Here is a 21241-nt window from a genome sequence, read left to right as displayed (position 1 = left end):
AATGCGTTGAATTACGAGGATATGAGTTGATTTTGTTGAAGAGCAATCATAAGAAAAACAGATAGGTAGCAATGAATGTTCACTTCGTGTCCTCAAGTTCCTCCAGGTTTTTATTCAGCGTATGTAGCCATTTGAAATAGGTCTTTTTGTAATATAGATGATTGCCTAAGAGAGAAATTACAGCCATAACCCCGCTGATACTTACTTCTGTGAGCAGGGAGAGTTCTACCTGAAACAGTTGCAGCACAACCTTAACGACTATATAATAAATCAGCGGAAAGACAATCACATAGATCAGCGTGGTGAGTAGGTACCATCTTTTAAAACGTCCCATGGTACTCTTTAAAGCTGCTTTGATATTCGCAGCATCCGCAATATCAAATATCTTCACCTGTTCATAATAGGCCCACAAGGTAACGAGCCCAAACAAGGCCACCATGCCAAAAACCGGAAGCGCATGCTCCAGGTTTTGAAACCTTTCCGGGAAAATGAAAAAGAGTACTACATTCAACAGGAGACAAGCAAACAAAAGTATAATGGAAACCTTAGTAAGTTTCCACCAATAGAGGGTCGTACTACTCAGTTTGGATAATGCGTTGGATACATTCATGTTTTTTTCATTAAAATGTTCTGATAAAGGCCGGGCATGCTCTTTCTCTTGACTGAGATGAGCCTGCCATGTATTTCTTAGGTCATCAAGCTCCATCGTGAATTTTTTGTATGGTGTTTTTCAGCTTACTCTTAATCCGGTTGATTTTATAGCCTACATTGGATTCGGATATCCCCATCACCTGTGCGATTTCTTTATAGCTCTGCTCTTCCAGATACAGAAGCGTGATGGCTTTTTCCACATCCGAAAGCCTGTCAATGGCCTGCATCATGCTACTGAACAGCTCTTCCTCTACCGATAAGTCCGGTGAGGGTATTTGCAGAATATCCTGGTCAATGTCCTGAGGAAGTGGTTTTTTGGTTTCTTTGCGCAGACGGGTAATTGCTGTATTCAGCGCGATACGATACATCCAGGTGGATAGTCTGGCCTCTTTTCTGAACTTAGGAAAGGCCTTCCATAACTGTAGTACGATGTCCTGAAACAAATCCTGACGATCCTCACTGCTATGGCAATACATCTTACATACTTTGTAAATGATAGCTTCATGCGCAGTGATTTTGTCGATAAATTCTTCCTTCAATGGATTCAGCTTTATCTATTAGTCGTGGACAGATGTAAAAACTTAGGGGAAGGAAGAAATTTTTTATCCTACAGGCTTATCTACCTTTCAGTTTGACTAACCTAGCTGTGGACTGAATGGCTGTGTTGGCTCACCTAATTGTTGCTAAAAGTACCATTCTGATACCTGATGGTTGCATCTTTAGACTGGGAATTTGGGTCCAGCTGAAGTAAAAACTGGTTTAGGTTATGCTCTTTGTCCAGTCCCAGTTTTTTACGCAGGCGGTAACGTGCCGTCTTTACACTTTCGGGTGAGATACCCAAAATGCGGGCTGATTCTTTCAGGTTCATGTTGAGCCTGATCAGAGTACAGAGTTTGAGATCATTGGAAGTAATCTCAGGGAATTTTTGCTTCAGGAGATCAAAAAAGCTCTGGTGTACTTTCTCAAAATGTACACGAAAATCCTCCCATTCCCGGTCAATCTGAAAGTTAGTATTGAGCATCTTTTGAATTTGATCCAGCTTGCTGCGGGTAGTCTGGTCAGAGCTCTTTTTGAGCAGTTGAATAGATTCTTTAATGTCATTTACCAGTTCGTTCTTTTGGATGAAGTTGAGTGAGTAACTGGTAAGCTCTTTATGTTTATGCTCTAGTTCCTGTGTCAGTTCTTCTTCTTTGAGGCGGGTGTTCTCAAGTTCAAATTCTGCAAGCCTTCGTTGTTTTTCCAGCAGTGCACGTTTTTTTTCATTTTTTATCTGCTGCAGGCGGAATAGTAAAAATACCAAGCCTCCGGCCAGGATAATACCGATAACCAACAAGTAAACCCACAACACTTTAATTTTACTTTCTTGTTTTAAGAGGGCAATTTTCTGGTCCTGTATGGTAAGTTGCTGTTCCTTCTTCTCCAGTTCGTGCTGATGTTCTATCCGGGCCAGTTCGCGGGCTTTTTGGGTATTCAGTACACTATCCTGCATGGCAGCATAAGCTTCAAAATAAGCGAGCGACTGCTGGTATTTCCCCTGGGCAGCATAAATTTCTTTTAGTTTTAAATAAATATCGCTCAGAATCATTTTAGAACTCACAATATGTGCCCACTCTTTACTCAGATGAAGTTTTTCTTCCGCCAGTTTATAGTCGTTCATGTCAGCGTATACCGTGCCTATGGAGAGCATATTATGGGCAGCCCCTTCCCAATCATCTATTTTTTTCTGAATTTTCAGAGATTTTTCATAATACGCCAGAGCCGTATCTAGCTGTTGTTGCTTATGGCTGAGGGTTCCCAGATTATGGTAAGAGTCTGCCAGCCCGTAAAAAAAGTTGATTTCCTGACTAAGCGTGAATGCTTCATTAAAATATTGTCTGGCTTTTTCGTACTGTCCAATGCGGTAATAGGCTTTCCCTAAGTGGTTATCTGTGTTAATCAGGCGGTCTTTTCTACCCAACTTCTTGAAGACATCATAAGCGAGAAAAAAGCGGGGAAAAGCATTGTCGTAGTCTTCCTGATCTCTGTACACCAGCGCCAGGTTCATGGTAGCATTAGCTATTCCCAAAGTATCATTTAATGACTGATAAAGTGTAAGTGCATCTAATACATATTTTAGGCCGCTATCATGATTTCCCCGGGCCCAATGACTCACACCTACTACCCGGTTAGCATAAGCCATCCCCTCAGGATACTGGAGGGCAGTAGACAAATCTAAAGCTTGCATGCCATATACTTCAGAGCTATCTGGGCAGCTGATCCAGTAATTTCTGCTGATCTTGGCCAGAAGATCTGCCCGATCCTTACCGGGTTCAGGAAATATGTTGAGCAGAGATTTTAGAGAGTCTATTTCATAAGTTTCTACCTGCCCAAAAGTGGGATCTATAGATAGGAGGAAAATCAGGAGATAAATCAGCTTTTTCATAAGCATGTAATAGGTGTGGGCAAATACCCAAGAGGGTAAAGGAAGCGATAAGATACACCTTTTTGGTATACCATTCCACCCGAGCAGGTAGACAAAAGGTGAACATATACTTAAACCTTGTTATAGTATATTTATGACAAGTGAAGTAGCTTGATGCTTAAGTTCTTTTATATTGGAGAAGCATCTTAATACATTCCATGTCTTTAAAATTACTATGACACAAGCTAAACTTCTCCTGGCCTCACTCTTTTTTGCTGTTTTATTTATGGCTTGTGATTCAGCCAGTGAAGATAAAAATGAACACCTTCCTAATATTATCTACATCAACGTTGACGATCTGGGCTGGAAAGATCCGGCCTGGACAGGCATGGGGTTTATGGGGAGTGAATTTTATGAAACGCCAAATCTGAATAAGCTGGCATCTCGCTCTATGCTTTTTACGCAAGCTTATGCCGGAGCGGCCAACTGCGCCCCTAGTCGGGCCTGTCTACTTTCCGGAATGAACACGCCCCGCCATCAAATTTATACGGTAGCCAACTCTGACAGAGGAGATGAAAGAACGCGCAGAATTATTCCTGTTCCTAACACAGAAACACTGGCCGATTCGGTCTACACACTGGCGGAGATGCTTCACGACCAAGGCTATGTGACGGGAACTTTTGGTAAATGGCATCTGGGCGAAGACCCCAGAACACAAGGCTTTGATGTAAATGTGGGGGGCAGCCGTAACGGTAATCCCGGAAGAAACGGCTATTTCAGCCCTTACAATGTAAAATATCTTAGCGATGGGCCGGAAGGCGAATACCTCACTGACCGACTTAGCAGGGAAGCTATGAGTTTTGTAGAGCAGTATCAGGATTCCACTTTTTTTCTTTACTTGCCTTTTTACACAGTACATACGCCCATTATGGGCAAAGAGGAGTTCATAGCAAGGTTTGCAAATAAAGAGGGTGCGGAAGGACAAGATCGTGCGGATTATGCCGCCATGGTGGCTTCTATGGATGAAAATGTGGGACGACTATTGAATCAACTGGATAGTCTGGGGCTAACAGAAAATACGCTGATTATCTTCACTTCAGATAATGGTGGGATTCGCTCTATTTCCAGCCAGCAACCCCTGAGAGCCGGGAAAGGATCTTACTACGAAGGAGGCATCAGGGTTCCTCTGCTGGTATCATGGCCAGGAAACATTAAAGCCGGAAGCCAGTGTAGTGTACCAGTAACTAATCTGGATATTTATCCTACGATACAAAATATCGTAGGCGCAGAACAGCAAAATAAATTGTTGGATGGCAATGATATTTCTTCTCTGTTTTACGGAGACAGTATTGCGGAGCGCCCTTTATTCTGGCATTTTCCTATCTACCTGCAAGCCTATGATATGCAGGAGGATGATGGCCGTGACCCTTTGTTTCGTACCCGTCCCGGCTCGGTCATTCGTATGGGCGACTGGAAACTGCATGAGTACTTTGAGGACGGAGGTCTTGAACTCTATAATCTGGCTGAAGATATCGGTGAAAGGCAAAATCTGGTAGAGGAGTATCCTGAGAAAGCAGAGGAACTATACCAAATACTGCAAGACTGGCGGCAGCAAACCCATGCGCCTGTGCCTACAGAAAAAAATCCGGCTTACGATGCTGCCTATGAACAGCAGCTTATTAGTGAGGTAGGAGAGTGATTTTGTCAATCCTGATAAAATAATGGTTTAAGCCAGCACATCATGAATTACATGTCCGTGCACATCGGTCAGGCGGATATCCCTACCACTAAAATGGAAAGTTAGCTTTTCATGGTTTACACCCAGTAGGTGCAGCATGGTAGCATGCAGATCGTGGATGCTGACTCTGTTTTCCTCTACCCGGTAGCCATACTCATCGGTACGCCCAAAAATGGTTCCTCCCTTGATACCTGCACCCGCCATCCACATACTGAAGGCAGAAGGGTTATGGTCGCGCCCGTTGGTGCCCTGAGCAAAAGGTGTTCTGCCAAACTCTCCTGTCCAGACGACCAGGGTTTCATCCAGCAGCCCCCGGCCTTTGAGGTCTTTGAGCAGACCGGCAATGGGCTGGTCTACCGCATGGGCATTGCGCTCGTGCCCATCTCTGAGGTCATCATGTTGATCCCAGCGGTCGGCTTCCACACTGGGACAGGTAAGTTCAATAAAACGTACGCCTCTTTCTACCAAGCGCCGGGCCAGCAGGCACTGTGCGGCATAACCCCGGGTATGCGGATCGTCAGACTCAAAGCCATAGAGTTTTTTGGTAGCCTTACTTTCTGAATCAAACTCAGTGAGTTCGGGTACAGAGGCCTGCATACGATAAGCCAGTTCATAATTGGAAATCGCTGACTCTACAGCATCGGCATGCCCCAGCTTACCCATCAGGCTCTGATCCATTTGTTTGATATAATTCAGTTTAGCATCCTGTATACCTTTGTTTTCCAAAGGCTGGATGTTGGCCAGGGGTACGGCCTGCCCTTTGAGTACCGAAGCCTGGTATGAAGCGGGTAGGAAACCGCTATTGAAGTTATCCAGTCCACCGGGAGGCACCAGCCCTCCATCCAGTACCACATAGCCGGGCAGGTTGTCGTTTTCGCTGCCCAAACCGTAAGTCACCCAGGCGCCCATGCTGGGGCGTCCCTGCAAGCCGCTGCCAGTATGCAGAAAATAGTTGGCATTGGTGTGCTCGGGAAAGTCGGAAGTCATGGAGCGGATCAGGGCGAGGTCATCTACGCAGGTGGCGATGTGGGGAAACAAATCACTGACTGGCATGCCGCATTCACCGTACTGCTTAAAGCTCCAGGGGCTTTTGAGAATTTTGCCAATATTGTCAAACTGGGTGTTATCTACTTTAAATTTCTTGTAAGGATCTTCACCATTTTCTTTGGCTAGCCGTGGCTTGGGGTCAAAAGAATCTACCTGAGATACGCCACCATCCATGTATAGAAATATCACATGCTTGGCTTTAGGAATATAATGAGGCGAGACTCTTGCTTGGGCCGTTGCCAGAGAAAGTCTTTCCACTTCCGTGCAGGCTGCTCCCAGGCCGCCAAAGAGGCTGGCAAAAGCCAGTGAGCCAAAACCACTACCGCAGGTAGCCAGCATTTCACGGCGGCTGAGGGGACGGTGGATGATATGTTTATTATTTCCCATAACTCAGATCAGATAGATAAACTCTTTCATGTTAAAAATGGTGTGACAGTAGTCTTGCCAGACTTCTATCGACTGCATAAGATTTTCCTGAGATACCTCATGTGTTTTTGCCTGCTGCTGTAAAAAGGCTTTAGCCTGATTCACTTCTTCGGCTTTGGCATTACGTGCAAATGACCACTGATAAATCCACTGGATACGTTCTTCCAGGCTTAGTTTTTCCTGAGTAAGGACTCTTCTGGCCATCACTTCCGCCTGCTCGGCTACGAAAGGATCATTCATCAGCATCAGCGATTGGGCCGGTACGTTGGTAGCATTGCGTTTGCCGAAAGTAGAGAAGGGGATAGGGCGATCAAAAGTTAGCATCATGGGTGACAGGAAGTTTCTTCTGACTTCTACATAAATACTGCGTCGGCCATTGCCATCCAGCGGACCGGAATTCCGTGGTCGTCCCCGCCCCTGCATAAATTCTGTGAGGTGGACAGGAACGGAAGGTCCGTACATGCTGGAGTCCAGCCGGCCGGATGCAGTGAGCATACCGTCGCGAATGGCTTCAGCTTCCAGCCGACGCAATGGAAAGCCGGACAGCAGAAGGTTTTCTGAGTCACTTTTTGGTAAAGCCGCTCCGGTGATTACTTCTCTTCGGAAGGTTTTTGACATGACAATCATCTTCACCATTTTTTTCAGCGACCAGCCTTCTTCCTGAAATTGGATAGCCAGGTAATCCAGTAGAGCCGGATGCGTGGGCAGTTTTCCCTGCAAGCCAAAATTATCCACAGTCTCCACAATGCCTCTGCCAAAAAGGTAGTGCCAGATCCGGTTGACCATCACCCGGGAGGTGAGTGGGTTATCAGGACTGGCAATGGCTTCGGCCAGTTCCATTCTTCCACTTCCTGAAGATCTGAAAACAGAATCTTTTGTGGGAATACTGCTAAGAAAGCGATGCGGTACTTTTTCTTCAGAAGGGGTCTTAGGATTACCTCTGACAAAGACCGGGCTGTTGATGCTAAAGCCATCGGTAATCCCTGCAAAAAAGGCAGTGTCTCTGAAGTTAAGCGCTAATTGTTGTTTCAACTGATAGAGTTGCTGAATTTCAGCAGAAAGGTTTTTCAGAGGTTTTTGTCGTAGTGACTGATTCAAGAACTTTATTTCCTCAGAACTGCTCTGTCCTTTGACCCACTGTTGTACTAACTGGTATAGGTTCAGGTTTTGAGGAGCTTGCACTGCAGGCATATCAGGCCATTCCTCATCATAAGCCAGGGCGTAAGACACTTCTACAAATGCATCGGGAGGAAGTTTATAATAATGCCTGTCAAAATAACCGGGAATCACTTCTATATAAGCTTGCTGCCCTTGCCAGGGAGAGACATCCACGGTATAGTTATGCCACTTATCCTGATCTACCCGCATTTCCAGCTCGCCATAAATAGGATCCTGGATGAGCTGAAAATTGTCTATGATGATGCGGATGGAAGATTGCTTACCCAAAGTGCGGATGCCGATAAAATCCTTGGTGATGGTAAAGTCGGGTGAGCGTAAAGCGCCGACTACACCGGTATTGATAGTTCGACTGGAAGCTTTTCCTTCTGAAAGACGAATGAGCTGGGTAGCATTTGTGTTGAAGACAGGTTCTCCCAGTGTGGTTTGACCGCCAAAAGCCTTACCAATGCTTTGCCAGCCATCTAAATCCTGCCCTCTGAAGTCTCCAATCACTTCATAGGCAGCTTCAACCCTTTTTTCTTCATTTGATTCATGTAAAGCAGCCTTTTGTACCGGCAACACTTCATTCCCCATCCAGGATTCAGCTACCAAAGCCTTGATATTTTCTTTGACTTTTTGGAGCTTTTCCAGATCCTTTACTTCTTCCAGTTTTAAGTCAGCATCGTGTATGCTGAATCGGCTACTTTTGATCACTCCATAGAGTGCATAATAGTCAGTGGTAGGGATGGGATCAAACTTATGGTCATGGCAGCGGGCACAGGCAACGGTGAGCGCCTGAAAAGTCTTGCTCGTCACATCTATGATGTTGTCTACCCTTTCGGACTCATCAATTACCAGGTCTACGGGGCTGTGTTTCCCTTCCGTTAAGGTGAAAAAAGTAGTGCCCAGTACCGACTCATTACGTCCTGTTTCCGCATGCCAGCGAGGAGATTCCAGCAGGTCACCCGCTAGATGTTCTTTGATGAGTTGTGGATAGGGCAGATCTTCATTGAAAGCCCGGATCAGGTAATCTCTGTACTGCCAGGCGCCCTGTACCGGATAATCAAACTCATGGCCTTTGGTTTCCGCGTAGCGCACTAGGTCCATCCAGTGTCTGGCCCAGCGTTCGCCAAACTGTGGGGAGTTCAGGTATTGATCCACAATTTTTTCATAAGCAGCGGGACTTTCATCTGCCAGGAATTTCTGCACATCAGCCGGATGGGGAGGCAAACCAGTCAATAGGTAGGCCAATCGGCGGATTAGTGTTTGCTTAGATGCCAGTGGAGCCGGAGCAATTTGCTGATCTTCAAGTTTATCCAAAATAAATGCATCTATTTCATTGTCTGGCTGCTCCTCATTTATTACCCGGGGAATATCGGTTTTTTCAGGAGGGATAAACGCCCAATGGGGTTTCCATTCTGCGCCCTGGGCAATCCACTTTTCCAGCAGCGCCTTCTCCTGCTCACTCAGGCTCAGGTTGCTTTCAGGGGGAGGCATTACCTCATTAGGATCATCGGCATGAATGCGTCTGATCACTTCGCTCTTTTGGGGATGGCCGGGCAATACAGCATAAGTATCTCCTTCTCTCAGCGCGGTAGCCCCTTCAAAAGTATCCAGCCGTAGCTCTGCCTCACGGCTGCTGGAGTCGGGACCATGGCAGAGGTAGCAGTTTTTGACCAGGATAGGGCGGATATGAAAATTAAAGTCTACGGTTTCAGGCAGATTCGCTGAGGGCTTCTCAGCGCACTGGTTGAAAATCGCTGCTGCCAGGAAGAGCAGCATAGCGGGTAATAAAAATCTGATATCCGTAGCTTTCATACAAAAAGCATTGTTCGCTGACAGTAAGCGGTAAGATTCCTCAAGACCAGGTTCCGCTGACTATCTAGCATAGGTTGTTGTAAATTTTATCTATCAATATACTGATAACAGCATTTCTCTACAAATCTAAGTTTGGCTTCTGACTGGAAGTTTATTTCTGGAAAACGGATAGGCTCATACAAAGTAAAACCAACCATACTTCACATTTGAGTTAAAGAAGGTTGCCTTTTTTGAGTAAAAATCACCCGCGTTTGAACAGGGCCTTTATGCCAAAGTCTGCTACTGTATTTCCAGCTAATTTAGTCAGTTGAAAAAATTTAACCTTATACTGATAAAGTGGATAAAGACACACTGGAAGCACTGGAAAATGCTCTGAAGGCTTCTCCTGATAATGTTCTGCTGCGAAAGCAGGTGGGCAAAGCATTGTTCAAAAATGCTGAATATGAGCGGGCAAAAGATCATTTTAACATTATTCTGCAAACCGAAGCAGATGATGAAATCAAGCTCTACCTGGCTCAGTGTTATGCTTATCTGAAAAATTTCAGCCCTGCGCTGATTATCTGTGAAGAGTTGCTCAAAAATACATTGAGTGAGAAGCTGGTGGAAGTTTATCTGCAGATTCTGATCAATGACGGACAGTTACAGGAGGCAATTGACCAATACCAATCTTTTCAGATCAGGCTAACGGGATGGAAAAATGAAGAGATTGAAGCCCAGCTAAAATTGCCTGCCCAGCCTCATGTTTATGAAAGTGATGCGTCGGAGGAAGATGCTTACAATCCCTTTCTTGAAAAGCCGGATATAGATTTCTCCAAAGTGGGTGGTATGGAGGAAGTTAAGGATGAGATCAGAATGAAGATCATTCAGCCGCTGAAGAACCCTGAACTTTTTAAAGCTTATGGTAAGAAAGCAGGAGGCGGAATTCTGATGTACGGTCCTCCCGGTTGTGGCAAAACCTACCTTTCCCGGGCTACTGCCGGTGAAATTGACTCACGTTTTCTCTCGGTGGGTATAGAAGAAGTGATGGATATGTGGCTGGGCAGCAGTGAAAAGAACCTTCATCAGAAATTTGAACTGGCCCGGAAAAATACGCCCTGCGTGGTGTTTTTTGATGAAATTGATGCGCTGGGCAGTAAGCGAAATGACCTGAAGCAGTCGGCCGGTAGAAATATCATCAACCAGTTTCTCAAAGAACTGGATGGAGTCAATGCCAATAATGATGGTGTTCTCATACTCGGAGCTACCAACTCTCCCTGGCATATGGATTCCGCTTTCCTGAGGCCGGGCAGGTTTGATAAAATCATCTTTGTACCCCCACCGGATAAAGACGCTCGTGAGAAAATCATTACGCTATTGCTGGAAGGTAAACCTATCCAAAAGATAGACCATGCTAAAATTGCGGCTAAGTCAGAAGGCTTTAGTGGCGCTGATCTTAAACTGCTGGTAGATATGGCGATAGAAGAAAAACTAAGGCGCTCCATGAAAAGCGGCAAAGTAGAAGCTATTGAGACCAGCGATCTGCTGGCCCAGTGCAAAAAAGTACGTCCCAGTACCAAAGACTGGTTCAATACCGCCAAAAACTATGCGCTCTATGCCAATGTCTCCGGTATTTATGATGATATCATTTCCTATCTAAAATTGTAAGCATGCTCGCCGAACATATTTCCAGAATTCACCTGCTTATTGAAAGAGATAAGCTGGACATTGCCCAGCAAAAAATAGCCGAAACACTGGCCGAGTTTCCCGACTCAGATGACCTGCATATTTTGCAGGCAGAGCTTTATCTTAAAAAAGACGAGTACAAAAATGCACTTGAAGCTGCTGAGAGAGCCATCGGTCTCAATCCGGAAAATGAAGAAGCTTATGGCATTCAGGCGAGGGTGTATCTGGCAAGAGAAGAATATAAGAAAGCGCATACTGCCATTGACAGGGCTTTAGCATTGAATCCTTATGCATCAGGATATTATGCGATAAAAGCTGTGATCTTTTTGGATACTCAGAAACATACTGAGGCTATTGCATATGCCAAAAAAGGTCTGGAAATTTATCCTGATGACCTTTTATGTAACAATGTGCTTTCTCTGGCACAAAATAAAGCAGGACACTCGGAAGAGGCTTTTGAGCGATTGGAATATATGCTCGCTGAAGACCCGGAGAATAGTTTTACTCAGGCGAATATGGGTTATCACTATCTGAGAAAAGGCGAGGTAAAAAAAGCCAAAGAGCATTTCTCAGTGGCTTTGCAGAAAGATCCTACCAATGAATTTACCAAAGCCGGTATGATGCAGGCAATCAAATCTACCAACTGGTTTTACCGCAAGTTTTTGCAGTACTCCATGTGGATAGAAAAGATTGGAAGGAAGAATAAATTTGCGCTGTATATCGGGGTGATCATCCTTGTAAAAGTACTTCCTTTACTACTGCCTTTTTATTTGCTACTGATCCTGTGGAGCTGGTTTGCCGGTCCGCTAAGCGACATCATTCTCTATTTTGACCGCTACGGCAGCTACCTGATGACCAAAGAAAACTATCAGCTGACCAAAATCAACATCTGTATACTTTTGGTGGCTGCCTTTTGTCTCATACTCTCACTGCTGGTAGACAGTAGCTTTTTCGGACTGGCATTTGCCCTTGGCTTATCTATCGTACCTATTTATCTTATTGATTCCAGTATCAGGCCCAGAAAGCGTATTACGATGGGCGTATTTGCCTGTTCGTTTATTGGGGTAGGGCTTTGGGGCGTGTACACCTCTTACTTTATGGGGGAAAGCGCTTGGGCAGCCTGGGGAATTCTGCTATTCGGTGCGGTGGCTTTTTCATGGGTAGCTTCCCTGATGGAGTAGTAGATAGGTTTGGCTTGCTATCAGGTGTAGCAGTTAAAGTAGACCATAAGCTGCAGGGTTGATACTTTATTTGCAAAAAGATAAAATATATTTACTGAACTTCTTAGTCCATTTTTTTATTAGTATTATAGTATGTTTTTGTTAAACAATTGTGGTACGATATTACTTATTAATAAGTAAGGTGTTGCGATGTTAGCATATAAGCCATCTTAATTGAATGATATTCAGCAGGCTTTTTGGTAGGTTTCTCTACATTTTTTTGCATAACATCCCATATTCCGCATACCATTAACCCACATAAAGTTTTACCGATTGCTGCGCGCATTTTTCGATAGATGAATAGGCGTGTACGTTGACATTGAAGTTAAATTGACTTATATTTATATTTTTTATAACTATTGAGGTAAGTTTTTAACTATAATTGTAGATGTTTTTGGCCCTTTCATTCATTATTTAGTAACAAGGATGCTAAAAAAACTGCCGCCAAAAAGCTTACTTCTGCCCTGATTTCTAACTGATTAACTGAATAATAAGAGATAAATGGAGATTATTAATTTGGAGGACAAGTATCATCTTATCACTTCTGATATAGTTAATAATCAATATATAGTATGTAATTTTTTACGTGTTTTTCTTTTGTCGACCTGGTTAAAAAAGACACAAATACATACTACTATCAGTTGGGCAAGAAGCCCTCAGGCTTTTAAACTTCAGTTCAATTTGTTTCGGCTTAACCCTTTCTAAGCGCTTCGGCTTCATCGCCACCGATTTAAGGTTTACTGATTTTCGGCACTTTTGCCCAGCTATGTTTAGTCATTAATTTCACTATTAAAATATTTTTCATGAATATTAAAATAAATCTATTTCACCTACTCTTACCTTTTTCGGTAGTGTTCTTTGCTTCCTGTAATGAAAGCGCACAGAATGCAGAACAGAAAGGAGAAATGCAGAGCCTTCCTGTGACGGAGATAATGGTGAAAGACACCGTACTACATCATAGCTATGTAGCAGACGTACAGGCAGTACAGAATGTAGAGCTGCGTGCACGAGTACAAGGTTTTCTCGAAAGAATTTATGTAGATGAAGGCCAGGAAGTAAAAAAGGGTCAGTTGCTCTTCAAAATCAATGATGAGGAATACAAGGCAGAACTGGCAAAAGCCAAGGCTAATCTGAAAAGTGCAATTGCCGAGGCCAAGGCATCGGAACTGGAAGTAAATAGATTGAAAGTATTGGTTGATAAAAATGTGATCTCCAATACTGAATTGGAAGTGGCACAGGCTAAGCTAGATGCTATGAATGCCCGCATTGAAGAGGCCCGCTCAGCTGAGTCCAACGCCGCGATGCGCCTCTCGTATACCAGTATCCGCGCTCCCTTTGATGGCATACTTGACCGTATTCCTCTTAAAAGAGGAAGCTTAATAGATCATGGAACCCTCCTCACTACCGCATCCGATATCAGTTCGGTTTATGTGTACTTCAATGTCTCTGAAGGAGAATACCTGGAGTATGTAAAAAGTAAAGCCAATGATCCTACCGAGCAGAATGATGCCGTTACCCTTACCCTGGCGGATGGAAGCAGTTATCCTTATCCGGGTAGCATAGAAACAATGGAAGGTGAATTCAAAGCTAGTACTGGTTCAATTGCTTTCCGGGCGAACTTTCCCAATCCTGACAAAATATTAAAACATGGAGCCACCGGTAGAGTAAGCTTATATAATACGATCAATAATGCCCTGATGGTCCCCCAGAAAGCTGTATTTGAGATTCAGGACAAAAATTTTGTGTTTGTAGTAGACGCTAACAATCAGGTAAGGATGAGGAGCTTCGTTCCCAAGCTTCGTTTCTCCCATTATTATATCGTAGAGTCTGGGCTCCAGGCTGGTGACAAAATTGTGTACGAAGGGATTCAAAATATCAGTGAAGGGATGAAAATTACCCCCCAGCCGGTAGAAATGGATAGTTTGATTGCACAGAATCCATGATCAGCTGTACACAAATGTATAATTCTCTAACCCTAAGCCCTGATAGAAAAAATGTTTGATATCTTTATCAAGAGACCTGTACTCTCCCTGGTGATTTCTCTGCTCATTACGCTGCTGGGAGTACTTTCATTCTTTACTCTACCCATAGCACTCTTTCCTGATATTGCCCCACCTTCGGTTAAAGTAAGAGCTAAATACAGAGGTGCCAACGCGGAAGTAGGCGCCAGTACCGTAGCCACTCAGCTGGAAAAAGTAATCAACGGTGTACCCGGGATGACCTACATGACTTCAGTATCCAGTAACCGGGGTACTAATGTGATCAAAGTATTTTTTGAAGTTGGCACGGACCCTAATATGGCAGCAGTAGAAGTGCAGAACCGTGTGTCTACGGTTGTTAATAACTTACCGGAAGAAGTTGTCAAAGCTGGAGTTTCTACCGAAAAAGAGGTAGAAGGACTGCTCATGTACATCAATGTGATGAGCGAGGATACCTCGCTGGACGAAAAGTTTATCTACAATTTTGCTGACCTCAATGTGCTTCAGGAGCTAAGAAGAGTACCAGGGGTAGGCTATGCGGAAATGATGAGTACCAAAGACTACTCCATGAGGGTATGGCTCAAGCCTGACCGTATGACAGCCTATGAGGTCTCTACTGATGAGGTAATCGGGGCTATTCAGGATCAGAATATTGAAGCTGCACCGGGAATTGTAGGTATCAGTAATGACAAACTCCCGCAGATGCTCCAATATGTACTACGCTATACCGGGAAGTTTGATGAACCTAAACAGTATGAAAATCTGGTAATAAGAGCAGATAATGATGGGTCAATTCTCAGGCTCAAAGATGTAGCTGATGTGGAATTAGGTAATCTGAACTATGGTAGGATCTCAAGGACAGACGGAAGACCTGCAGCCTCTATCATGATCATCCAGCAGCCAGGCTCCAATGCCCGAGCAGTGATTCAGAGGGTGAAAGAACGTATGACCGATCTGAAAGCCAGCTCTTTCCCTCCCGGTATGGATTATAAGATCAGTTATGATGTGTCAGAATTTTTAGATGCCTCTATTCATGAAGTGGTCAAAACTCTGGTGGAAGCCTACATTCTGGTATTTCTGGTGGTATTCATCTTCCTGCAGGACTTTAGGTCAACGCTCATTCCTGCGTTGGCAGTTCCGGTTGCTCTCATTGGTACCTTGTTCTTTATGGAGCTTATGGGCTTCTCTATCAACCTGCTGACTTTATTTGCTTTGGTATTGGCTATTGGTATTGTAGTGGATAATGCAATTGTGGTGGTAGAAGCAGTACATGCGAAAATGGAAGAAACCGGAATGTCTCCGCGTAAAGCGACTTTTGCTGCCATGCACGAAATCAACGGTGCGATTATCGCCATTACTCTGGTCATGTCTGCAGTATTTGTTCCGGTAGCTTTTCTCTCGGGTCCGGTAGGTATCTTTTATCGCCAGTTTTCGCTTACGCTGGCAGTAGCTATTGTTATCTCGGGGGTCAATGCACTCACGTTAACGCCTGCTCTCTGTGCACTTTTTCTTAAAAATACCCATCACGCTGAGAAGAGAAAAGGCTTGTTGCAGCGTTTCTTCCACAAGTTCAATCAGGGGTATTTCGCTTTTGCCAATGGTTACAAACACAGTGTTTCATATTTGGCAGGCAGGAGAGTAGTTACCGTATTGTTGCTGCTGGCCTTTTTTGCCGGTACCTGGGGTGTCAACCGCATACTTCCAACGGGCTTTATCCCTACTGAAGACCAGAGTATGATCTATGTAGATGTGGCCGCTCCGGCGGGAGCGACAGTAGAGCGTACCAAAAAAGTGCTGGATGAAATTCAGGAGGCAGCAGGAGAGGTTGGTGCAGTGGAATCCTTTACTTCTCTGGCAGGCTACAGTATTACCAATGGTTTGTCAGGAGCTGCTTACGGCATGGGCATGGTAAATCTCAAAAACTGGGAAGAACGTGAGGAAAGCATAGAGGAAGTTATCCGTCAGCTTGAAGAAAAAACGGAGTACATCAGTGATGCCCGCATCAAATTTTTTCTTCCACCGACGGTTCCTGGTTTTGGTAACTCCAGTGGATTTCAGATGAAGGTACTGGACCGCACCGGAAGTGGTAACCTGGAAAGAACAGCTCAGGTTACAAATGACTTCATTGCTGCTTTAACCAAGGCTCCTGAAATTAATAATGCCTTTACTGATTTTGATCCCGGTTTTCCCCAGTACATGATACACGTAGACCAGGATATGGCCGCTAAGAAAGGAGTATCTATCACCTCTGCGATGAAAACGCTCCAGACCTTGGTGGGAGGTTTGTATACTTCAGATTTTGTCAGGTTCGGGCAAATGTATGATGTGATGATACAGGCCGCTCCTGAGTACCGCGCTAAACCGGAAGACGTATTGAGTCTGCATGTAAAAAATGATAAAGGAGAAATGGTGCCCTACTCTACCTTCGTAACCATGGAAAGAGTATACGGCCCGGAGCAGCTTACTCGTTTCAATATGTATACTTCTGCCACGGTTAAGGGTAGTCCTGCGCCGGGATATAGTAGTGGAGATGCTATTGCTGCAATACAGAGAGTGGCCAAAGAAGAATTGCCCCGAGGATACAGTTACGATTGGTATGGTATGACGAGAGAAGAGGTGCAGTCAGGAAACCAGGCGATTTACATCTTTATCATCTGTCTGGTATTTGTGTACCTGCTTCTGGCTGCCCAGTATGAAAGTTTCCTTCTGCCCTTGCCTGTAATACTTTCCCTGCCAGCGGGTGTTTTTGGTTCTTTCCTGGCTTTGCACCTGTTCGGTCTTCAGAACAATATTTATGCGCAGGTGGCCTTAATCATGCTGATCGGCCTTCTCGGTAAAAATGCCATTCTCATCGTGGAGTTTGCGATACTGAGAAGAGAAGAAGGAGCCTCTGTATTGAAAGCAGCTATTGAGGGAGCAGTATCCAGGTTAAGACCTGTATTGATGACTTCCTTTGCCTTTATTGCCGGTCTTATTCCTCTATGTCTGGCTACCGGTGCCGGTGCGATAGGAAACAGGTCTATCGGTACGGCAGCAGCAGGTGGTATGTTGATAGGGACCATAGCGGGATTGATCCTCATACCAGGGCTGTATGTACTTTTCGCTAAAGTTACTGAGAAGAAGGATGATCAAGTTTCTCAATCCGAAGATTCTCAAAAAGTGAAAGTTTCTCTCTCAAGTAATTAAGTGAAATATAGTTATGCGTTTGAACAAGATAATCAATACATCTTTATATATTCTATGTTTTGTGGGGTTGGTCAGCAGTTGTAAAATAGCAGAACCACCCCAGATGCCCCGTACTACTCAACTCCCTTCTACCTTTACAGGAAGTACTGATACCATCAGTATGGGAGACCTGATTTGGGAAGATTTTTTCAATGACCCTCAGCTGGTGCAGCTTATTGAGGTTGCCCTTAATAACAATCTGGATTTGCTCACCGCGGTACAGAGAATTGAAGTGGCCAAAGCTAACTTCCAGATCAGAAAAGGAGCTTTACAGCCTACTTTAGATGTGAGGTTTAGGGCCAGAACGGGAAATGTTAAAGAAAACCTGTTAGACAATACAATCAACGGGGATAATGTAGCTAATCAGACTCAAAACTACTTTCTGGGTTTGCAAAGCTCATGGGAAATAGATGTCTGGGGAAAATTGAGAAGCAAAAAGGAAGCGGCTTATGCCCGCTACCTGGCTACTGAAAAAGGAAAACATCTGATCACTACTTCACTGGTAGCTGAAGTAGCCCGTATGTATTACGAATTGCTGGGGCTGGACAATGAACTCCAGACTTTAGAGAAAAACATAGAGTTTCAGGAGATAGCGCTTGAGATGATACAAATTCAAAAAGTGGGTGGACGGGCCACTGAACTTGCTGTGCAGCAATTCAAAGCACAGTTGCTCAGAACCAAAAGCCTGAGATTTGAAAAGCAGCAGCGGATTATAGAAGTAGAGAATGAATTGAATCTTTTGCTGGGAAGGTATCCTCAGCCTATTGAAAGAGGAGAGTCTATTCTCAAGCAGCGTTTACCCGAAGTAGTTAGGGCAGGGATACCTTCCGATATGCTTTTGCGGAGGCCCGATATTCAACAGGCAGAGTTGAGGTTAGCAGCAGCAGAGGCTGACGTAGAAGCAGCCAGAGCAGAGTTTTTGCCTTCCTTTGAAATTACGCCCTATGCAGGCTTCAATACAGCCAGCCTGCCCTCTCTGATGAACATGCCCGAAGCACTAACCCTGGGAATGATAGGAGGAATAACCGCTCCTTTGCTAAATCAAAACCGTATCAGGGCCGGGTATGATCAGTCGGTGGCCCGCAATCTGGAAGAATTCTATACTTACCAGCAAAAAGTATTGAGGGGTTATCAGGAAGTAGTCTCCTGTTTAAATAGGGTTGATAACTTTACCAAGGTATTTGAACTTAGGGAACAGGAAGTTGAGGTACTTACCAATTCAATAAGTACTTCTAATGATCTTTTTGCAGCCGGATATGCAACTTACCTGGAAGTCATCACGGCTCAGGGCAGGGCACTGGAAGCTGAACTAAGCATGACCAATACTCGGAAAGAAATCTTTGTTTCTCTGATTGATCTTTACCGGGCGTTAGGAGGTGGCTGGAAATAGCTGAAAATTAGTTTGGCATTTACTCTCACTGACAGCAGGCTATCTCAATATTTTCTGAGATAGCCTGTTTTTTTATCTATCATCAGGGTTTGTGGATAATATAAGTTACCAGACCCCATACCATAAACTGATGCTCTTCGGTAATTGTGATTGCTTTATAAGCAGGATTTTCGGGCCTGAGTATAACCTGTTTGCCACTAAAGCAAATCCTTTTTACTGTAAACTCACCGTTAATGATACATACAGCAATATCATTATTTTGCACTTCTTTTGACCGGTCTACAATCAGAATGTCTCCTTCGTGTATGCCGGCGTCTTCCATACTATGTCCTTTTACCTTGGCAAAAAATGTAGCACTTTGGTTGCGAACCAGATGCTTGTTGAGGTCCAGTTCTGATTCCATATAGTCGTCTGCCGGAGAAGGAAAACCCGCTGGTAACAGTGATTGGTGAAGAGGGAGGGCTAAAGAGGTTTCCAGCTTAGGATGATAAATGGTAAGCTGGACGTTAATGGTTGAACTTCTAAATCTGGTCATGATATATGGTTAGTTATAAGTTATTAATATACTTAATTAAAGTATTTATTGTTCTCAAATTAAGTATATTTTGTATAATAAAACACAAATTTTCAGGAGAAAGTCGCTCTATTTGGTACCGAACTCATATATTATGCATGCCTTTGCGGTAGAGAGATTAGAAAAGCAGATTGACTATTGTGGCGGGCAAATCACAAAAGATTTTATTACCATAGGCTCATAAATCATCCGTACATCATAATCTCAACTTATTTTTATAGCTATTGAAATGAAAGAAAGTGTAAAGTACAATCAAACATATCTGTGGCTTATTAGCATGACAGCTGCCATGGGAGGTTTCCTTTTCGGTTACGACTGGGTAGTGATCGGGGGAGCTAAACCCTACTACGAGCCTTTTTTTAATCTAAATACGCCTGCCTTACAGGGCTGGGGTACCAGCTCTGCATTGGTAGGCTGCATGGTCGGTGCTATCGCCTGCGTTTTTTTGAGTGACAAATATGGACGTAAACGCCTACTGATTTTTGCAGGCTTTCTTTTTACCCTTTCAGCAATAGGCACTGCGCTGGTATCGGATTTTGGCTGGTTCAATATCTACAGGATTGTTGGAGGGGTAGCCATGGGAATCGCTCTGAATCTTTCTCCTATGTACATTTCTGAAATTTCTCCACCAGAGAAAAGAGGTATGTTTGTAACCATCAATCAGCTATTGGTAATGATAGGTGTGTTGATGGCACAGTTGGTCAACTGGCGAATATCGCTGCTGGATACAGCGCTGCCGGTGGATGCTACTAACGCGGTGATCGCCCAAAGCTGGAGTGGCCAGGCCGGATGGAGGTGGATGTTTGGCGCGGAAACTTTACCTGCTTTTTTATTTTTTGTGCTCATGTTTTTTGTGCCGGAAAGTGTGCGTTGGCTGGTGAAAAACGGACAGGAAGAAAGTGCCATGCGGGTGCTGAATAAAATAGGAGGAAGTGAATATGCCCAGTATCAGGTGAAAGAGGTGAAGAGAACAATTTCCAAAGAAGATGTATCGCATGTCAATTTTAAGCAACTTTTAAATTCCAGAGTCCTCAAGTTTATAGGTTTAGGAGTGTTTCTGGCTTTCCTTCAGCAGTGGAGCGGCCTGAATGTAATTATCTATTATGCCTCCGACATTTTTCAGGCGGCTGGTTATAATCTCAAGCAGATGATGCTCAATATCGTGGTAATTGGTACAGTCATGGTACTGTCAGTGGTAGTGACCATGCTTACGGTAGACAAACTGGGCAGGAAAACCCTGCTGTTGTTTGGTACATCTACCATGGCTGTGACTTATGCCCTGATAGGTTACTGCTTTTATGCCAACTATGAAGGTTTTCTTATCGTGCTGTTGGTACTGGCCAATGTCATGTTCTATTCTATTACCCTCGCGCCGCTTCTGTGGGTGGTGCTGTCTGAAATATTTCCTAATCGTATCCGTGGAGCGGCCATGTCAATCGCTGCTTTTGCCCACTGGTTAGGCAACTTTACGCTTACTTTCAGTTTTCCTACCATCAAAGAAAACCTGGGCTGGGCTAATAATTTCTGGCTTTATGGGGTGATTTGTGCAGTAGGTTTTGTAGTACTGTACTATATCTTACCCGAGACCAAAGGGAAATCCCTTGAGGAAATTGAGCACGAACTGATTGACGGCAACCCCAAAAAGGAAGAAGCGCTTCAGTCAGTAGTAAATGATTAACTTAGGGAGAAAGAAATAAAGTTTTAACAAAAACAAAAGTGCTTGTAGCCGTATGACTGCTGGCACTTCGTTTTTGTATATGGCTGCAAATATTTTTACCAAAAAAACAGGAATTGATAGTGTCAAATTTTCAACATTATTTCTTATTCCTTATGAAATAATCAACAAACAGCTCTATTTGTTATTTAAGGTGAAAAAGTGAAAAAATAGTTATCTCAGTTTGAAGGTGTTTGGCAATCGCTCCTCCACTTAGTTCATAGATACTCTGAATGTC

General features: G+C 44.0%; 13 protein-coding genes. 7 read left to right on the top strand and 6 right to left on the bottom strand.

The genetic code is table 11. From position 1 onward, the window contains the following. Window positions 1–79: 79 nt before the first annotated feature. The 3 genes from WJR50_RS08250 to WJR50_RS08240 form a co-directional block, all read right to left on the bottom strand. Window positions 80–706: a hypothetical protein gene (locus WJR50_RS08250; protein ID WP_341292775.1), complete on the bottom strand. Its 627-nt coding sequence runs from the start codon at window positions 704–706 to the stop codon at window positions 80–82. After that, complete coding sequence (locus WJR50_RS08245) at window positions 696–1190, bottom strand: RNA polymerase sigma factor (protein WP_341292774.1); 495 nt, start codon at window positions 1188–1190, stop codon at window positions 696–698. Before WJR50_RS08245 ends, WJR50_RS08250 begins: the two co-directional genes overlap by 11 nt. A 134-nt stretch (window positions 1191–1324) precedes the next feature. Further along, entirely contained in the window at window positions 1325–3073 is a 1749-nt protein-coding gene (locus tag WJR50_RS08240) for a tetratricopeptide repeat protein (RefSeq protein ID WP_341292773.1), read from the bottom strand. A gap of 214 nt (window positions 3074–3287) precedes the next feature. Here WJR50_RS08240 and WJR50_RS08235 point away from each other — a divergent pair, with 214 nt between their 5' ends. After that, a complete protein-coding gene (locus WJR50_RS08235; protein ID WP_341292772.1) occupies window positions 3288–4751 on the top strand; it encodes a sulfatase in 1464 nt (487 codons plus the stop codon). Window positions 4752–4778: 27 nt separating this feature from the next. Here the strand turns inward: WJR50_RS08235 and WJR50_RS08230 are convergent, their stop codons facing one another. Both WJR50_RS08230 and WJR50_RS08225 read right to left on the bottom strand, forming a co-directional pair. After that, a complete protein-coding gene (locus WJR50_RS08230; protein WP_341292771.1) occupies window positions 4779–6224 on the bottom strand; it encodes a DUF1501 domain-containing protein in 1446 nt (481 codons plus the stop codon). A gap of 3 nt (window positions 6225–6227) precedes the next feature. Further along, window positions 6228–9239 carry a PSD1 and planctomycete cytochrome C domain-containing protein gene (locus WJR50_RS08225; RefSeq protein ID WP_341292770.1) on the bottom strand — a complete coding sequence of 1004 codons (3012 nt, stop codon included), beginning with the start codon at window positions 9237–9239 and terminating at the stop codon, window positions 6228–6230. Window positions 9240–9575: 336 nt separating this feature from the next. On the opposite strand from WJR50_RS08225, the gene WJR50_RS08220 reads away from it, so the two are divergent. From WJR50_RS08220 to WJR50_RS08200, 5 genes are all read left to right on the top strand, one after another. Beyond that, a complete protein-coding gene (locus tag WJR50_RS08220) occupies window positions 9576–10883 on the top strand; it encodes an AAA family ATPase (protein WP_341292769.1) in 1308 nt (435 codons plus the stop codon). Window positions 10884–10885: 2 nt separating this feature from the next. Then, complete coding sequence (locus WJR50_RS08215; protein ID WP_341292768.1) at window positions 10886–12082, top strand: tetratricopeptide repeat protein; 1197 nt, start codon at window positions 10886–10888, stop codon at window positions 12080–12082. 842 nt (window positions 12083–12924) lie between these two features. Continuing rightward, window positions 12925–14064, top strand: a complete 1140-nt coding sequence (locus WJR50_RS08210; RefSeq protein WP_341292767.1) for an efflux RND transporter periplasmic adaptor subunit — start codon at window positions 12925–12927, stop codon at window positions 14062–14064. A 51-nt stretch (window positions 14065–14115) separates the two neighbouring features. Then, window positions 14116–17286, top strand: coding sequence for an efflux RND transporter permease subunit (locus WJR50_RS08205; RefSeq protein ID WP_341292766.1), 3171 nt, complete (start codon window positions 14116–14118; stop codon window positions 17284–17286). Window positions 17287–17389: 103 nt separating this feature from the next. Continuing rightward, window positions 17390–18715, top strand: a complete 1326-nt coding sequence (locus WJR50_RS08200; protein WP_341292765.1) for a TolC family protein — start codon at window positions 17390–17392, stop codon at window positions 18713–18715. 82 nt (window positions 18716–18797) lie between these two features. Here WJR50_RS08200 and WJR50_RS08195 read toward each other — a convergent pair whose 3' ends face one another. Continuing rightward, entirely contained in the window at window positions 18798–19250 is a 453-nt protein-coding gene (locus tag WJR50_RS08195; protein WP_341292764.1) for a LexA family protein, read from the bottom strand. A gap of 268 nt (window positions 19251–19518) precedes the next feature. On the opposite strand from WJR50_RS08195, the gene WJR50_RS08190 reads away from it, so the two are divergent. Further along, a complete protein-coding gene (locus WJR50_RS08190) occupies window positions 19519–20967 on the top strand; it encodes a sugar porter family MFS transporter (protein ID WP_341292763.1) in 1449 nt (482 codons plus the stop codon). Window positions 20968–21241 lie beyond the last annotated feature (274 nt).

This window comes from Catalinimonas locisalis (assembly GCF_038039535.1).
Classification (GTDB): Bacteria; Bacteroidota; Bacteroidia; order Cytophagales; family Cyclobacteriaceae; genus Catalinimonas.
Note: the sequence above shows the minus strand (reverse complement) of the source record. Positions and strands in the feature narration are given on the sequence as shown.

What these genes read in the sequence shown, in the direction of transcription:
- WJR50_RS08250 (WP_341292775.1), bottom strand. Translation starts at nt 706, where the DNA reads ATGGAGCTTGATGACCTAAGAAATACATGGCAGGCTCATCTCAGTCAA.
- WJR50_RS08240 (WP_341292773.1), bottom strand. Translation starts at nt 3,073, where the DNA reads ATGAAAAAGCTGATTTATCTCCTGATTTTCCTCCTATCTATAGATCCC.
- WJR50_RS08235 (WP_341292772.1), top strand. Translation starts at nt 3,288, where the DNA reads ATGACACAAGCTAAACTTCTCCTGGCCTCACTCTTTTTTGCTGTTTTA.
- WJR50_RS08230 (WP_341292771.1), bottom strand. Translation starts at nt 6,224, where the DNA reads ATGGGAAATAATAAACATATCATCCACCGTCCCCTCAGCCGCCGTGAA.
- WJR50_RS08225 (WP_341292770.1), bottom strand. Translation starts at nt 9,239, where the DNA reads ATGAAAGCTACGGATATCAGATTTTTATTACCCGCTATGCTGCTCTTC.
- WJR50_RS08215 (WP_341292768.1), top strand. Translation starts at nt 10,886, where the DNA reads ATGCTCGCCGAACATATTTCCAGAATTCACCTGCTTATTGAAAGAGAT.
- WJR50_RS08210 (WP_341292767.1), top strand. Translation starts at nt 12,925, where the DNA reads ATGAATATTAAAATAAATCTATTTCACCTACTCTTACCTTTTTCGGTA.
- WJR50_RS08205 (WP_341292766.1), top strand. Translation starts at nt 14,116, where the DNA reads ATGTTTGATATCTTTATCAAGAGACCTGTACTCTCCCTGGTGATTTCT.
- WJR50_RS08200 (WP_341292765.1), top strand. Translation starts at nt 17,390, where the DNA reads ATGCCCCGTACTACTCAACTCCCTTCTACCTTTACAGGAAGTACTGAT.
- WJR50_RS08195 (WP_341292764.1), bottom strand. Translation starts at nt 19,250, where the DNA reads ATGACCAGATTTAGAAGTTCAACCATTAACGTCCAGCTTACCATTTAT.
- WJR50_RS08190 (WP_341292763.1), top strand. Translation starts at nt 19,519, where the DNA reads ATGAAAGAAAGTGTAAAGTACAATCAAACATATCTGTGGCTTATTAGC.